18 protein-coding genes are annotated in these 13,771 nt (G+C 40.2%); 7 read left to right on the forward strand and 11 right to left on the reverse strand.

All coding sequences use genetic code 11. From position 1 onward, the window contains the following. Window positions 1-20: 20 nt before the first annotated feature. From cutA to NIS_RS05615, 5 genes are all read right to left on the reverse strand, one after another. The gene (cutA, locus tag NIS_RS05595; RefSeq protein WP_012082414.1) at window positions 21-326 is read right to left on the reverse strand and encodes a divalent-cation tolerance protein CutA; all 306 of its coding nucleotides are present in this window, start codon (window positions 324-326) and stop codon (window positions 21-23) included. Further along, a complete protein-coding gene (argB, locus tag NIS_RS05600) occupies window positions 327-1,181 on the reverse strand; it encodes an acetylglutamate kinase (protein WP_012082415.1) in 855 nt (284 codons plus the stop codon). Next, entirely contained in the window at window positions 1,144-2,085 is a 942-nt protein-coding gene (locus NIS_RS05605; protein ID WP_070105397.1) for a tetraacyldisaccharide 4'-kinase, read from the reverse strand. Before NIS_RS05605 ends, argB begins: the two co-directional genes overlap by 38 nt. Beyond that, window positions 2,073-3,200, reverse strand: coding sequence for a DegT/DnrJ/EryC1/StrS family aminotransferase (locus tag NIS_RS05610; RefSeq protein WP_012082417.1), 1,128 nt, complete (start codon window positions 3,198-3,200; stop codon window positions 2,073-2,075). Before NIS_RS05610 ends, NIS_RS05605 begins: the two co-directional genes overlap by 13 nt. A 114-nt stretch (window positions 3,201-3,314) precedes the next feature. After that, window positions 3,315-4,139: a ferritin-like domain-containing protein gene (locus tag NIS_RS05615; RefSeq protein WP_012082418.1), complete on the reverse strand. Its 825-nt coding sequence runs from the start codon at window positions 4,137-4,139 to the stop codon at window positions 3,315-3,317. Window positions 4,140-4,162: 23 nt separating this feature from the next. On the opposite strand from NIS_RS05615, the gene NIS_RS05620 reads away from it, so the two are divergent. Next, window positions 4,163-4,756: an MBL fold metallo-hydrolase gene (locus NIS_RS05620; RefSeq protein WP_012082419.1), complete on the forward strand. Its 594-nt coding sequence runs from the start codon at window positions 4,163-4,165 to the stop codon at window positions 4,754-4,756. 1 nt (window position 4,757) lies between these two features. On the opposite strand, the gene NIS_RS05625 is transcribed toward NIS_RS05620, so the two are convergent. Genes NIS_RS05625 through cmoB form a run of 4 tightly spaced genes read right to left on the reverse strand, consistent with a single transcriptional unit; the run spans window position 4,758 to window position 7,126 of the window. Next, window positions 4,758-5,147, reverse strand: a complete 390-nt coding sequence (locus NIS_RS05625) for a hotdog domain-containing protein (protein ID WP_012082420.1) — start codon at window positions 5,145-5,147, stop codon at window positions 4,758-4,760. Further along, complete coding sequence (locus NIS_RS05630; protein ID WP_083754367.1) at window positions 5,137-5,484, reverse strand: arsenate reductase family protein; 348 nt, start codon at window positions 5,482-5,484, stop codon at window positions 5,137-5,139. Before NIS_RS05630 ends, NIS_RS05625 begins: the two co-directional genes overlap by 11 nt. Further along, window positions 5,484-6,230 (reverse strand): TIGR01458 family HAD-type hydrolase, encoded by a 747-nt coding sequence (locus tag NIS_RS05635; RefSeq protein WP_012082422.1) that lies wholly within the window; start codon window positions 6,228-6,230, stop codon window positions 5,484-5,486. Before NIS_RS05635 ends, NIS_RS05630 begins: the two co-directional genes overlap by 1 nt. Continuing rightward, window positions 6,227-7,126 carry a tRNA 5-methoxyuridine(34)/uridine 5-oxyacetic acid(34) synthase CmoB gene (gene cmoB / locus NIS_RS05640; protein ID WP_012082423.1) on the reverse strand — a complete coding sequence of 300 codons (900 nt, stop codon included), beginning with the start codon at window positions 7,124-7,126 and terminating at the stop codon, window positions 6,227-6,229. Before cmoB ends, NIS_RS05635 begins: the two co-directional genes overlap by 4 nt. Window positions 7,127-7,179: 53 nt before the next feature. On the opposite strand from cmoB, the gene NIS_RS05645 reads away from it, so the two are divergent. Together NIS_RS05645 and NIS_RS05650 are read left to right on the forward strand one after the other, a co-directional pair. Continuing rightward, window positions 7,180-7,707 (forward strand): hypothetical protein, encoded by a 528-nt coding sequence (locus NIS_RS05645; RefSeq protein ID WP_012082424.1) that lies wholly within the window; start codon window positions 7,180-7,182, stop codon window positions 7,705-7,707. A gap of 20 nt (window positions 7,708-7,727) precedes the next feature. Further along, complete coding sequence (locus NIS_RS05650) at window positions 7,728-8,606, forward strand: cation diffusion facilitator family transporter (protein ID WP_012082425.1); 879 nt, start codon at window positions 7,728-7,730, stop codon at window positions 8,604-8,606. On the opposite strand, the gene rny is transcribed toward NIS_RS05650, so the two are convergent. Both rny and NIS_RS05660 read right to left on the reverse strand, forming a co-directional pair. Then, window positions 8,607-10,175, reverse strand: a complete 1,569-nt coding sequence (gene rny, locus NIS_RS05655) for a ribonuclease Y (RefSeq protein ID WP_012082426.1) — start codon at window positions 10,173-10,175, stop codon at window positions 8,607-8,609. Then, window positions 10,087-10,722, reverse strand: a complete 636-nt coding sequence (locus tag NIS_RS05660; protein WP_012082427.1) for a 5-formyltetrahydrofolate cyclo-ligase — start codon at window positions 10,720-10,722, stop codon at window positions 10,087-10,089. The genes rny and NIS_RS05660 overlap by 89 nt, the downstream gene beginning before the upstream one ends. Window positions 10,723-10,775: 53 nt before the next feature. On the opposite strand from NIS_RS05660, the gene NIS_RS10035 reads away from it, so the two are divergent. Genes NIS_RS10035 through radA form a run of 4 tightly spaced genes read left to right on the forward strand, consistent with a single transcriptional unit; the run spans window position 10,776 to window position 13,763 of the window. Next, window positions 10,776-11,336 (forward strand): TlpA family protein disulfide reductase, encoded by a 561-nt coding sequence (locus NIS_RS10035; RefSeq protein ID WP_012082428.1) that lies wholly within the window; start codon window positions 10,776-10,778, stop codon window positions 11,334-11,336. Between the two features lie 3 nt (window positions 11,337-11,339). Continuing rightward, window positions 11,340-12,200, forward strand: coding sequence for a signal recognition particle-docking protein FtsY (gene ftsY, locus NIS_RS05670; RefSeq protein ID WP_012082429.1), 861 nt, complete (start codon window positions 11,340-11,342; stop codon window positions 12,198-12,200). Then, complete coding sequence (locus NIS_RS05675) at window positions 12,184-12,426, forward strand: hypothetical protein (protein WP_041354029.1); 243 nt, start codon at window positions 12,184-12,186, stop codon at window positions 12,424-12,426. The genes ftsY and NIS_RS05675 overlap by 17 nt, the downstream gene beginning before the upstream one ends. Then, complete coding sequence (radA, locus tag NIS_RS05680) at window positions 12,426-13,763, forward strand: DNA repair protein RadA (RefSeq protein ID WP_012082430.1); 1,338 nt, start codon at window positions 12,426-12,428, stop codon at window positions 13,761-13,763. Before NIS_RS05675 ends, radA begins: the two co-directional genes overlap by 1 nt. The last annotated feature ends 8 nt before the right edge of the window (window positions 13,764-13,771 follow it).

A 13,771-nucleotide genomic window follows, 5' to 3' on the forward strand; every position in this document is an offset into this window, starting at 1 on the left:
TTGCCCTTTAAATTTTTTGCTTATTCTACCAAAACTAACTGCATCCAAGATAGATATTTTTCATCCACTTCTGCCATGTTGATTGCCACAATTTCTGGAACTTCGTAAGGATGCATTTCACGAATGACACTTTTTACTTTGTCAAAACTATCGCTTTTAATGATCAACAGCAGTTCATCCTCCTCTTCGATATTTCCTTTCCATTCATAAATGGAGAGAAGACCCGGAACTACATTGACACAAGCAGCCGCTCTTTTTTGCACAAGTGCTCTTGCTATCTGTTTTGCCGTTTCCATATCGGGAACCGTTGAAAAAATGACTTTCATCTAGCCTCCTAACACCTGTGTTCCAATACCTTCACTTGTAAAAATTTCCAAAAGGAGTGAATGCTCCACTCTACCATCGATGATATGGGCTTTTTCCACACCTTCATCAATGGCTTCCAAACAGGCATCCACTTTGGGAATCATTCCACCACTTATCGTTCCATCTTTTTTCAGTAGTTCAATTTTTTCTTCCGTAAGCGTCGAAATGAGCTTGCCTTCCTTATCAAGTACGCCTGGAGTGTCTGTCAAAAAGATAATTTTTTTTGCTTTCAATGCTCCCGCTACTTTGCTGGCACATAGATCCGCATTGATATTGTATCCAGGATGGCCCAATTGATTACTCGCCGCAATCGGTGCGATCACGGGTACGAACTGCTCTTGCAAAAGGTTGTGAATGACACTTGGATCGATATGGTCAATTACCCCCGTATACCCAAACTTTTCAAAATCTTTTGGACGCGCCGTGATAAAGTGCGCATCTTTTCCACTCACACCTATCGCTTTTGCCCCATGGTTATTTAATAGGCTCACAATCTCCTTGTTGATATCTCCACTTAAAACCATCTCAACGATCTCCATGACGTCGGCCGTAGTGACACGTTGACCGTCGATAAATGTCGTATCGATTTTGAGTCTGTTGAGAATTTCGGTTATTCGTTTGCCGCCACCATGCACAATCACAGGTTTGATGCCAACAGTATAGAGCAGTAGTATATCTTGGGCAAATTTCTCTTTAAGTTTTTGGTCTGTTTGTGCGCTTCCTCCATATTTTATGACAAAAATCTCATCCCTAAATTTCTTGATAAACGGAAGAGCGTCAAGCAGTGTCTGAACGATTTGTATCTTTTTTTTCATAATACTCCTTTATATATCTGTCTACTTTCTCATACACTTCATCTTTCAACTTCATCTCAAGCTCCAAAATGGAAAGAGGATAGGAAAACTGCTTCAATTTTACCGCATCTTTCCTTGTAACCAAGAATGAATCTGGTTGTTCTTTTCGCCATATCTTTTCAAGTTCTTCTTTTGTAAAGTGATGGTGGTCTTCGAAAAAATAGGTTTTTGTCTCACGAGGAACATAGGAAAGTAATCTTTTTGGATTCGCTATGGAAGTCACTAAAACCATCTTTTCTTGTGGATTGCTAATCCATACACTTCTTAAAAAGTCTCTCTTTTCTTTTATCACCAAATCCGCTTTGGATAAAAAAAAGCGAGGAAGTCTATAGGGACCACTTGGAAGGCAAAATCGATTTGGCGTATCCACGTCGATAAGAATGTCAAATTTTTGATAGGGTTTATGAAAAGCATCATCTAAAAAAACTGCTTCACACCCCATCTCCTGTGCCTTTTTAATCCCCTCTTCTCTTCTTTCGCAGACGATAACGACAGCATTTGGCACCATTTGAGCCAGCATTACCGCTTCATCACCGCACTCTTTGGCATTGCATAGAAGAGCTTTTCCATCACTGACTATTCGAAGTCCTTTACTTTCTCTTCGATAACCTCGAAGAACTATCGCACACTTCTCATATCTTTTTGCCAGTACAGCAATCGTGGGGGTTTTTCCACTCCCTCCAACGATCAAATTGCCTACACTGACGATCGGGAGATGAAAATCTTGTTCATGCACGACCATCTTTTTCAATATCGCAATGGAACAATAAATGGTCGTAAACGGAAGAAGCAGGAAAGAAAGGAATCGATGATAGAAAGAGGGACGATAAAACCCCTCTTCAAAAAAATGGATTACACTCTTGATTTAGCCACCTCTTTGATCTGTTCTACTACATAATAGACGTCTTCATCACTCATACCGGCATGGATTGGAATAGAGAGAATCTGTTGATAGTTTCTCAGAGCTTTTGGAAAATCGTTGATTCGGAGGCTATATTTTTGTTTATAATAGCTCAATAGGTGAAGAGGGATATAGTGCAATCCCACTTCAATTCCTCTTTTATAAAGTTCTCTGGCAAATGAGTCCCTGTTTTTATCTATTTTGATAATAAAGAGAGAGTAGATATGGTCTCGAACCTCTTTTGGTAGCTCGATATGTGGTGTATTTGCCAATTCTCGATGATAAATAGCGGCAATTTGGCGTCTTCGCTCAATAGCCGTATCGTTTTTTTCCAGTTGCGCTAGATTAAAAGCGGCTTCTAGATCACTCATATCATATTCCAAACCGATATCCACCACATCATAGATATATCCCAAGTGCCCTTTATCGTCCCATTCGCTTCGGATCATGGCATTACTTTGCAACAATCTTGCTCTCTCTTCCAGTTCCTCGTTTTTAAGACACATCATACCACCGTTGCTGGTAGTAAAACGTTTATGTGGATTGAAGCTGAACGTCGTGATATCTGCCTCCAAAGATCCTATCTTATGCCCACCAAATGTCGCACCCATTGCATTGGAAGCGTCTTCTATGATAAGAATGTTGTATTCCCGAGCGATTTCATACAGTCTGTCAAGATCTGTCGGCTGACCGGCTACATGTGTAATAATGGCACCTTTAAGCTTTTTGCTCTTGTTTTTACTGAGTATCTTTTCCAATTCATCCAAATCGATATTAAAATCATCGGAATCGATATCGACAAATATTGGCTCTGCATCGAAATGTCGAACCACTTCAGGAACGTTGGGGTAGGAGTTGACACTACACAAAATCTTATCCCCTCGTTTCAAATCTATCGTTGTCATGGCCAAATGCAATGATGCCGTCTCATTGGATGTAGCTAAAGAGTGTGGACAGCCTATATATTTGCCAAAACTCTTTTCAAGTTCTGCACGTTTGTTTTTTTGCTCTAAAGCCTCTTTTATCGATTCTAGCTCTTTATTGTCTATTTGCAAAGAAAAGAGAGGTATTTTTTTCATTTCTTTCTCCTGACTTAAGGATATTGTATAGATTATACTAAATAATTGCTTAATTCAATCTTTTATATTTAATCCCACTAGTTAATTTTGATAATTTTTAACAAATGATAATTTTTATCCACAACCAATATTGTCTCTTGCTAACAACACGATCTCACGGCAACTAAACCCTGCCTTTCTTCTCGCTTCTACATTGATGTGGGTTTTGCTGTGGACTGTTCCTGGATAGATTTTCTCTACTCTGTGAAAGTACTCTTTCTCGATATCTTCGATATTCTCTTTTTCACAGGCCCATCTAAACCAAAAATCTCCCTTTTGAACATGTCCAATCTCTTCAGTGAGTATGATATCCAGTGCTTGTGTCATTTTTATAGCAAAAGGATCTTGAAACTTTTGAAGCTTTTGTATAATCTTAGGGTTGGCATCGAGTCCGTTAGCTTCTAAATATCTTGGAACGACGGCCATTCTGTCGATTAATGTCAAACTTGCACTCCCTGCGTCAAAAAGTCCTTGATGTACAGGAAAATCACCATATCGATAACCAATTTCATTCAGTAATGCGTCAATCATCACAAAATGTCTACACTCATCATCTGCCACCTCCAACCAGTCTTCATAAAACTGCTTTGGCATATTTTTGAACCTATAGGCTGCATCCAAAGCAAGATCGATGGCACTGTATTCGATATGGGCTATTGCATGTAACAGTATTGCCCTTCCTTGTACCGTACCGAATCTACTTCTTCTTGGGACTTCTTGCGGGTCGACTATTTTGCAGTGTCCTTTAAAAGACGGCTCGGTAAATACAATGCTTCTTTGATCATGATTTATGAAAAACATACCCTTTCTAAAACGTGTATAGAACGCTTTGAACCGTTCAATCTTCTCGTATGGATCAGATATCTGTATAATTGCTTCTAACGTTTGAAAAAATTCCATCATCACCTCATAAGGAGTAGATTTTGCAAATCATTTATCAACCGATGGGTCAGTACCAAACGAATTGCTATATTGTAACAATTAACGGCAAAGATTTCATCGTCGATCCTGGCGTAGGAGCCACCTCTTGGGTCTTGGCAAACGTCAAAAATCCCATCGCCATACTCAATACACACGGTCATTTCGATCACGTATGGAGCAATGCCGAACTCAAAGAGAAGCTCAATATTCCTATCGTTATCCACGAAAAGGACGCTTTTTTCCTACAAAAAGATCAGTTTGGAATGCAGATGCCAAAGAGTGAACCAGATATCCTTGTCCATGGTGATCAAACCCTTGACATTGCAGGAGAGAAAATCACATTTATCCATTTTCCCGGACATACACCAGGATGTAGCGTCATCGATTTTGGAGATTTTTGGTGTAGTGGCGATTTTATTTTTAAAGGGAGCATAGGCAGAGTCGATTTTCCATATTCAGATCCTGAAGATATGAAAGCAAGCCTGAAGAAGTTCAAATCAATTGAATACAATAAACCGGTATATCCGGGTCATGGTGAGCCAACATCCATTCAAGCCGAGCAACGCTTTGTGGATTATTGGCTCAGTGCTATTTAACTTATAATAAAAAGAGCACATGTGTATCGGGAACGAATGCGGTAAAAACACCATTAAAAACTCTTTGTTCCCCTACGTTGCCAATTACTGTCAAAAATACCTTTTTCCCCTCTTCCTTGATGACTCTCGCTTCAAAGACAACTTCATCACCCACTTGTATCGGAGCTTTGAATCCCACATCTGCGGCAACCAATACAACATTGGGCTCGTTTACTGCAGCCATTGCAGCATAATCGGCAGCTCCAAAAGTGAAACCGCCATGTACGAGGCCTTTCTCATCTGCAGCCATGATCTGCGTGGTTTTTAAAACTACTTTCGCATAATCTTTTTTCAAATCGACAACTTTACCACAAAGTGCAGTGTTGATCGATTTATGTGTCCTAAGCTCCATGAAACACCTTTTTATAGAGCTCTTCATCGAACCCTACGAGCACATCGCCATTATCCATTTCGATAACGGGGCGTTTGATGAGAAGATTCTCTTTGCACAACCACTCTCTTTTTCCTGCATCATCTAGATTCAATTCTTTCAGTTTCAATTGTCGATATTTGGTTCCTCTGGTATTGAATAGCGTATCGATTCCTACTTTTTCGATCCACTCATCTATCTTGTTACACCCTACAGGACTCTTTTTGAAATCGATAAATTCATATTCAATGTTGTTATCATTGAAAAACTTGAGCGCCTTTTTGACGCTTCCGCATGTTTTTATACCATATACTTTCATCAAACCTCCTCCATGAGTTTTGGTAAATCTGCAATAGATTCTATCAAAAAATCGGGCCGTCCTTTTAACAGGTCTTTTTCTTTAAATTTTCCAGTTTTGACCATAACCGTAGTAATCCAACAAGCCTTTGCACCTAAAATATCACTTTCTATATCATCTCCTACCATAACTACTTCCTCTTTTTTAAGCCCCATGCTTTCAAGTGCCAGTGCGAAAAATTCACAGTTTGGTTTTCCTAAAATTTTTGCCATTTTGTCACTCGCATACTCCAAACATTTTACAAAACCGCCGGCATCGAGACTCAAACCATCTATATCTTTGAAATATCTATTCATATTAGTTGCTATGAAGCCTGCTCCAGATTCAAGATAGCGAAATCCTTCATTCAGTGCATCGTATGTAAAGTTTTTATAGGCATCACACACAAGAACATATTTCATCGCACCATCCAAATCATCAAAATAGTTTTTCGCTTCATCTGTCCCTATTACATACGCTTTAGCATTTTGGCTTTTCAAAAAAAGCTTTGCCGCACTCAAAGCTGTAAAAAGTTCCTCTTCATAGATATCGAATCCCATATTGCGTAGTTTTTCCAATAAATTTTTTGGAGGCACTCTGCTCGTATTTGATAAAAACCGAATCGTGTAGCGTTCACGAAGGACACAAAGAGCCTCTTTTGCTCCTTTTATGGAACTGTCTCCCTCATACAGCACGCCTCCGATATCAAGAAGTATTCCTTTTTTCATCTTTTTCTCCTTAGTCTTACATAGACTCGTTGTGGAGCGGGGTAACCTTCCACAGTTCGTTTAGGATCGGCAGGATCCAAAAAATTTTCCAAGCTCTCACCCAATATCCATTCCGTTTTTCTTTGTTCTTCAAATGTGGTCGGTTTAGTTGCCAATATTTCAAAATATTCAAATCCCGCCTTTTGGCACCAGTTTTGCAATGCTTTGATGGTTGGAACAAAATGGACATTTGGGATTTTCGAGTAGGTTTTACCAGGGCACAACGCAACTGGATCTTCCCCTTCGATATAAAATGTATCCAAAAAGATCTCTCCACCCTCTTTTAATCCTTGTTTGAGCCATTTGAGCATCGCTATGGGGTCGCTTCGGTGATACAAAACGCCTAAGCAAAATATCACATCAAATTTTTTGCCATACCTGGGCACATGTTCCACTCCCAGAAGTTCATACACAATACTGCTTTGTACAAAATGGTTGATAAAGTCAAACTGGGTTCGAAAAAGCGGTGATGGATCAAATCCAGTCAAAGATCTTGGATGGTGCGTAAGCATTCGAAACATATAGTAGCCATTGTTACAGCCAATATCCGCTACATCCTTTCCTTCTAGATCAAAATGTGGCTCTAAAAGATTGTATTTGATAAAACTTTTCCACTCACTATCTATGTATGTGCCAAAAACATCGAATGGACCTTTTCTCCAGGGTCTCATCGCCCATGCTGTCTCGAAAACCTGTTCTTGTAGACTCCGTGGTATGTTTCCAGTAATTTTGATCACATCTCCGAGCTCCACATCGCATTCCACTTTAGGCATCTGGGAAAGCTTTTCTCTCAGTGGAGCGATATTTTTCCACCGTAACCATCCCTCTCGCTCAATCTTTATCTCCTCTATCTCCATAGAACATCCCTCCATTTTTTTGTATGATAACAAATATTTTTGAAAGAGGTGCTATGCTTATCATTGCCGCAACATATACCGAAATCGCTCCATTGATAGAACGTTTGAATATGCAAATGATAGAAAACAAACCATTTTTACTGTTTGCAAATGAAAAAGATCGCATAGTTATAAGCGGTATAGGAAAAATCAAAGCCGCTGCAGCACTTTCATATGCTCTTTCTCAAAAACGAGAGCACATCTATAACTTTGGATATGCAGGGGGAGAACATGTTGGTGGCATGTATACTATCCATAAAGTTGTCGATAAAGAGAGTGAAAAAGTTTTTCATATCGACACCCTTCCAAAACTGCCTCGAACGAGTTGCACCACCTTTTCAAAGCCCGTTACTACAAAACAGAAAACGTTAGTGGATATGGAGGCAAGTGCCATAGTGGAAACAGCCAGACTATTCAAAACACCTGTTTATGTAATCAAACTTGTCTCTGACAAATTCGAACCACAAACGTTGCAAAGAAAATCTCTGTTGACAACAAACCAGATAGACCAACTCTTAAGCCTTCTTTCGTTACAATCCTAAAAATTTCGTAAAGGATAGCAATGACTTTACAAAAGAAAGCCACGATAGTAGCAAGCACTGTCGCTACTATTTTAGTACTCATCAAGCTAGTTATTGGCATTTTAAGCGGCTCTGCAGCAGTACTTGCAAGCGCAATCGATTCGATTCTCGATATTGCGATATCGATGTTCAACTATTTTGCCATTTCAAAAGCGGAAAAAGCACCAACGGAAAAGTTCAACTACGGTTTGGGCAAGATAGAAGCACTTGCAGCTGTTATCGAAGGGACCATCATTACTATTTCGGGCCTTTTTATCTTTTACAAAGGAGTCGATAACATCTGGCATCAAAGACAGATAGCCTATCTCAACGATTCCATTATCGTGATGATAATTTCTATCGTTCTTACGGGGGGACTCGTTCTCTTTCTTAACCATGTATATCAAAAGACAAAAAACATGGTGGTAAAATCGGACGCTCTGCACTACAAAACAGACCTTTTTTCCAACTCTGCCGTTTTACTTTCATTGGCCATTATATATTTTACCGACTGGCACTGGATCGATGGCGTATTCGGTATCGCGATAGCTCTTTATATCATCAAAGAGGCTTTTGAACTCATCAAAGAGGGTACGCTTATTCTTTTGGATGTGGCGCTGGATGAACAGTATGTAGAAAGAATCAAACAGATTATTACTGAACAGCCGGAAGTGACTGACTATCACTATTTACGGACAAGAAGAAGCGGAGATACAAACTTTGTGGATGTTCATGTGGTTTTTACACCAGAAATCTCACTTTTGGATGCACACAGAGTTTCAGACAAAATCGAAGAGGAGATCAAGAAGCTCGATCCGGATTCTGAATGGAATATCACAATCCATCTCGATCCTTACGACGACTCTCCTCACAACGACTGATTATCGGGCGTACTCTATCGCCCTATTCTCTCGAATAACATTGACTTTTATCTCCCCTGGATACTGTACTCCAGTTTCGATATCTTTAGCGATCTCTTTAGCCAAGAGGACCGCTTCATTGTCATTGACGAGATCTGCATTGACAATGACTCGCACTTCTCGTCCTGCATTGATCGCATACGCCTTTTTCACTCCTGGCTTGCTTAAGGCTATCTCTTCAATGGCTTGAACCCGCTTCAAAAAGGCTTCGAGTACTTCTCGTCTGGCACCAGGTCGAGCCGCACTGAGGGTATCTGCTGCACAGACTGCCGCAGCTTCGATACTCCTTGGCTCTTCATGACCATGGTGCGCATATATTGCGTTGATAACCACGTCCGGCTCTTTATAGCGTTTACAGATTTCAGCGCCCAGATCCACATGGCTACCGCTGTACTCATGCGTAAGAGCCTTGCCGATATCGTGTAGAAGTCCGGCACGTTTCGCCATCACTTCATCACCACCCATCTCTGCTGCCATGATGCCGGCAAGATGCGCAACCTCTAAAGAGTGTCCCAGAGCGTTTTGCCCGTAACTCGCTCGAAACTTGAGACGGCCTATGAGTTTAACGATTTCTGGATGTATCAGACCGATTCCAAGGTCAATGACAATATTTTCACCCTCTTCCAAAAGCTGCTGGTCAAACTCCTCTTTCACCTTTTCATAAATCTCTTCGATTCTCGATGGCTGAATTCTTCCATCTTCAACCAAAAGTTCGATTACCTTTGTTGCAATGGCTCGTCTGTAGAGATTGAAAGAGCTCAAAATAATCGCATTTGGAGTATCATCGATGATGATGTCCACGCCAAGCAGCATCTCCAAAGTCTTGATATTGCGTCCCTCTTTTCCAATGATGCGCCCTTTGATATCCTCACTTGGAATGCTAACAGTGTTGATCAGCCGCTCTGCCGCGAACTCTCCGGCAAACCTCGTTGTGGCTTGGGCGATGATGTAGTTCGCTCTTCGTTTTGCTTCTCTTTTTGCTTCTTCTTCATATTTTCTCACAATATTGGCAATTTCGAGACGACTCTCTTCTTCTGCCTTTTGTAAGATGAGATTTTTCGCTTCTTCGAGCGTCAGTCCTGCTTGCTGTTGAAGGGCTTCTAGAACCTCTTGATACTTCTCCTGATATCGTTTTTTAAGCTCTTCATATTCATTTTTGAGCCTATTGATCTCTTCTCGCTCAGCTTTGATTTCCTGCTTTTCGAGCGTAATGTGTTTCAGTTCGTCCTTGAACATCTGCTTCAAGGACATCTCTTTTTCCATTAGTTCATTAAAACGCTCTTCATAATCACGTTTAAGTTCTTCGAGCTTCTTTTCAAAATCCCTCTTCAGTTCAAGTTCGGCTTCTTTGACCTGAACTTGGGCATTTTGCAAAATTTTTTCAGCCTCATGCTCAATCGCTTTGGCCTTGGCTCTGGCTTGTTCTTCATAAATTTTCAGTTTATCTTTTTCTATTTTTTTCGATAGCAAATATCCTGCAGCGCCGCTTATGATGGCTGCAGAACTTCCTACTAAAATCTCTACCCACATCACTATCCCCTCGTATATAAATTTTTTTCGGGGTAATTAAAAAATCTCCACGTACATCGTACGAATCACAGATTCTCTCTTTTGTAATACACTCTTTTGTTTGTACAAAGATTACAACTGGCCGATATGGCAAAGCAGCCATAAATCTATCGTACATTCCTTTTCCAAATCCAATTCGACGAAAATCCCCGTCTACCCCGATGACAGGAATCAAAACTATATCAATTTTTGTTTCAAAAAAAGAGTTGGGCGGCTCTTTTATGCCAAATTTTCCTCTTTTTATAGGTAATCTGAATTTTACCATCTTGAAACTTTGCCCTTGCATAAAGGGGACAAATATATTTTTTTCCCTTCTTAGATGAGCAAAAAATCCAAAAAGATCTGGTTCATGGGACATTGGCATAAAAACGAGCATATTGTTAGATTTAAGTGCATCAAGAACAAATTGGAGATTGGATTGAAGCATCTTGTGAAGCTTCCTTGGAACCGGTCTTTTGAAAAGTTTCTCTTTGCATCTGTTTCGAAACAGCACTTTAGGTGAACTCATTTTAAGCCTTCATTGAATATAATGTAACCCGATTTTACTACAAAAGGATCACGATGCAAAAACTCCTTCTTCCTCTGTTGATACTGATGTTACTTACAGGTTGTACAAAAAAAGAGGAGAAACAAAAGAAGGTTTCACAACCGATTGAAAAAGCTGTCAAGAAAGAGACACCACCTGTCTATACATTTCACGATACGAACGATAAAACAAGAGTAGTCAAAATCGTTGATGACAAATTCATCATTCCCAATGGAAAAAATATTGAAATATTTATCTTTTTTGCAACATGGTGTCCTTCATGCAAGGCTGAAATTCCGGAACTCAATGAACTGTATAAAACTTTCAAAACGAGAATAGACATTGTCGCCTTACCTTTAGACGGCAAAAACCTTGATACATTTATACAAACATATAATATGAAATACTTCGTCTCACGGACCATAGATAAAAACCTACAATTTGCCAAAAAGGTCTATGCAATGCTTCAAGCAGGAGCCAATATGCCTATTCCCTTGACTTTAGTGTTGCAAAATGGCAAATATTACATACACTATATAGGAGCGGTTCCCTATGAAGTTCTCAATAGTGATATAAAAAAGGCTTTAGGAGAGTAAATTATGTTTGGTTTTATCAAAAAAGCACTTAAAAAGACTGTAGAAAATATTGAAGAGCATACACCCAAGAAAAAATATGCCATGCCTGAAGAGATTGAAGAGATCTTGATAGAAGCGGATGTAGAGTATGATTTGGTAGAAAAAATCGTCAACTCATTACCAGGTAAAATCAATAGAGTCGCACTCAAAAATGAGCTCCTTTTCCTCTTCAAACCTGCTTCTATCAAGGAAGTGGACGTCAAACCTTTCGTTGAACTGATTTTAGGTGTCAATGGCGCCGGAAAGACGACAACCATTGCAAAACTCGCTTACAGATACAAACGAGAAGGAAAAAGTGTCATTTTGGGTGCAGCCGATACTTTCAGGGCTGCGGCTATCGAACAATTGACAAAATGGGCAGATAAGCTCGATGTTCCTATTGTTGCTACGAAGCAGGGACATGACCCCTCAGCAGTCGCCTATGATACGATTCAAAAAGCGAAATCGAAGGGTATCGATCACGTACTCATAGATACTGCCGGAAGGCTCCACACCCAATCGAATCTAGCCGAAGAGCTGAAAAAAATTGTTCGAATATGTGGGAAAGCCATGGAAGGTGCACCACATAGAAAGTTGTTGATACTCGATGGGACTCAGGGCAATTCTGCTATCCATCAAGCGAAAGCTTTTCATGAGATGGTCGGTGTAGACGGTATTATCGTTACTAAACTTGATGGTACGGCCAAAGGCGGTGCGCTTTTGAGTATTTCCCATGAAATGGGCCTGCCTATACTCTATGTAGGAACGGGAGAGAAGATGGAGGACTTGGCTCCATTCGATCCAAACGAATATGTGGATACCATACTCGATGCGATATTTGTCTAATTTAGAAATCGTCTTCTATGCAGGGGCGGGGATCATCATATTGCTTTTCGTTTCTGTCCTCATTGGCAGATTCAAAGATGAAAAAATCGATTTTCGTGAACATAAATGGATTATCTTTACATATGTCTTGCTTATGATACTTGCAATTTGGGTATGGCGCTATATGTTTGATACCTTTTTTAGTGAAGAGCTTCTTATGCTTCTCAAAAATAGATGGGTACTGTAATGGCAAACAAGAGCATCTACGAATGTCAACACTGCGGATATCAAAGTGCCAAATGGATGGGAAAATGTGTCAATTGCGGTGCTTGGGAATCGTTTATACAAATAAGCGCAAAAGATCAAAAAATACAAAAACAAGTAGAACGCTCATCCCACTCTCAACCAAAACCTATTACGGAAATTGAAAAAGAGAAAATTCAGAGGATTTCAACCGGAAGCGAAGAGCTGGATCTTGTCCTTGGAGGTGGACTTGTTGAGGGTTCACTCGTCTTGGTAGGAGGAAGCCCAGGCGTTGGAAAATCGACGCTTTTGCTAAAAACCTGTGCCAATGTAGCAAAAAGCGGGAAAAAAGTTTTATATGTGAGTGCCGAAGAGTCTGCAAGCCAGATAAAAATGAGGGCCGATAGAATCGATGCCAATCACCCAAACCTATTTTTGTTGAATGAACTCATTTTGGAAAATATCGTGACGCAGCTAAAAACCGATCACTATGGTCTACTTGTCATCGACTCCATTCAAACGATATATTCTGAAGAAGTAACTGCGGCTCCTGGAACGGTCAGTCAGGTCAAAGCTGTCACATTTGAGCTGATGCGTCTGGCAAAATCGATGAAGCTTCCCGTTTTTATTATCGGCCATATTACTAAAGAGGGATCCATCGCAGGACCCAGAGTTCTTGAACATATGGTAGACACAGTACTCTATTTTGAAGGGGACAGTTCAAAAGAGATACGGATGCTGCGAGGTTTTAAAAACAGATTCGGCAGCATAAGCGAAGTCGGCATTTTTGAAATGACACAAAGAGGTCTTATAAGTGCTAAAGATATCTCCAAACGATTCTTTCAAAGAGGCTCTTCTCAGGTCGGCTCTGCTGCCACGGTAGTGATGGAGGGGAGCCGTCCCATAATCTTGGAAGTTCAAGCACTTGTAGCGGAGACAGGTTATCCGACTCCTAAAAGGAGTACAACAGGATATGACTCAAGTAGACTCACGATGCTTTTGGCACTCCTTGAGAAAAAACTCGATTTGCCGTTTAATCAATACGATGTCTTTGTCAATATCGCTGGAGGCATCAAAATAGCAGAAACTGCCGCGGATTTGGCAGTCGTTGCTGCTATTTTAAGTAGTTTTCGTAACAGACCGCTCAGTGAAGAGACAATCTTTTTGGGTGAAGTTGGCTTAACTGGAGAAATAAAAGATATAATGATGCTTGACAACAGACTCAAAGAGGCTTCGAGTCAAGGTTTTACAAAGGCAATAGTCCCTTCAAAACCGTTGCAATCCATAGAAATAAAGACATATGAAGTCAAAAGTGTCGAACAAATCATAGATTGGATGTAAAGGAGAAT

It is taken from the genome of Nitratiruptor sp. SB155-2 (assembly GCF_000010325.1).
In the GTDB taxonomy this organism is placed as follows: domain Bacteria; phylum Campylobacterota; class Campylobacteria; order Campylobacterales; family Nitratiruptoraceae; genus Nitratiruptor.

Excerpts from the sequence above, each read along its gene's own strand:
- cutA (WP_012082414.1), bottom strand. The coding sequence starts at position 326 with ATGAAAGTCATTTTTTCAACGGTTCCCGATATGGAAACGGCAAAACAG.
- argB (WP_012082415.1), bottom strand. The coding sequence starts at position 1,181 with ATGAAAAAAAAGATACAAATCGTTCAGACACTGCTTGACGCTCTTCCG.
- NIS_RS05610 (WP_012082417.1), bottom strand. The coding sequence starts at position 3,200 with ATGAAAAAAATACCTCTCTTTTCTTTGCAAATAGACAATAAAGAGCTA.
- NIS_RS05615 (WP_012082418.1), bottom strand. The coding sequence starts at position 4,139 with ATGGAATTTTTTCAAACGTTAGAAGCAATTATACAGATATCTGATCCA.
- NIS_RS05625 (WP_012082420.1), bottom strand. The coding sequence starts at position 5,147 with ATGGAGCTTAGGACACATAAATCGATCAACACTGCACTTTGTGGTAAA.
- NIS_RS05630 (WP_083754367.1), bottom strand. The coding sequence starts at position 5,484 with ATGAAAGTATATGGTATAAAAACATGCGGAAGCGTCAAAAAGGCGCTC.
- NIS_RS05635 (WP_012082422.1), bottom strand. The coding sequence starts at position 6,230 with ATGAAAAAAGGAATACTTCTTGATATCGGAGGCGTGCTGTATGAGGGA.
- cmoB (WP_012082423.1), bottom strand. The coding sequence starts at position 7,126 with ATGGAGATAGAGGAGATAAAGATTGAGCGAGAGGGATGGTTACGGTGG.
- NIS_RS05645 (WP_012082424.1), top strand. The coding sequence starts at position 7,180 with ATGCTTATCATTGCCGCAACATATACCGAAATCGCTCCATTGATAGAA.
- NIS_RS05650 (WP_012082425.1), top strand. The coding sequence starts at position 7,728 with ATGACTTTACAAAAGAAAGCCACGATAGTAGCAAGCACTGTCGCTACT.
- rny (WP_012082426.1), bottom strand. The coding sequence starts at position 10,175 with ATGTGGGTAGAGATTTTAGTAGGAAGTTCTGCAGCCATCATAAGCGGC.
- NIS_RS05660 (WP_012082427.1), bottom strand. The coding sequence starts at position 10,722 with ATGAGTTCACCTAAAGTGCTGTTTCGAAACAGATGCAAAGAGAAACTT.
- NIS_RS10035 (WP_012082428.1), top strand. The coding sequence starts at position 10,776 with ATGCAAAAACTCCTTCTTCCTCTGTTGATACTGATGTTACTTACAGGT.
- ftsY (WP_012082429.1), top strand. The coding sequence starts at position 11,340 with ATGTTTGGTTTTATCAAAAAAGCACTTAAAAAGACTGTAGAAAATATT.
- NIS_RS05675 (WP_041354029.1), top strand. The coding sequence starts at position 12,184 with ATGCGATATTTGTCTAATTTAGAAATCGTCTTCTATGCAGGGGCGGGG.
- radA (WP_012082430.1), top strand. The coding sequence starts at position 12,426 with ATGGCAAACAAGAGCATCTACGAATGTCAACACTGCGGATATCAAAGT.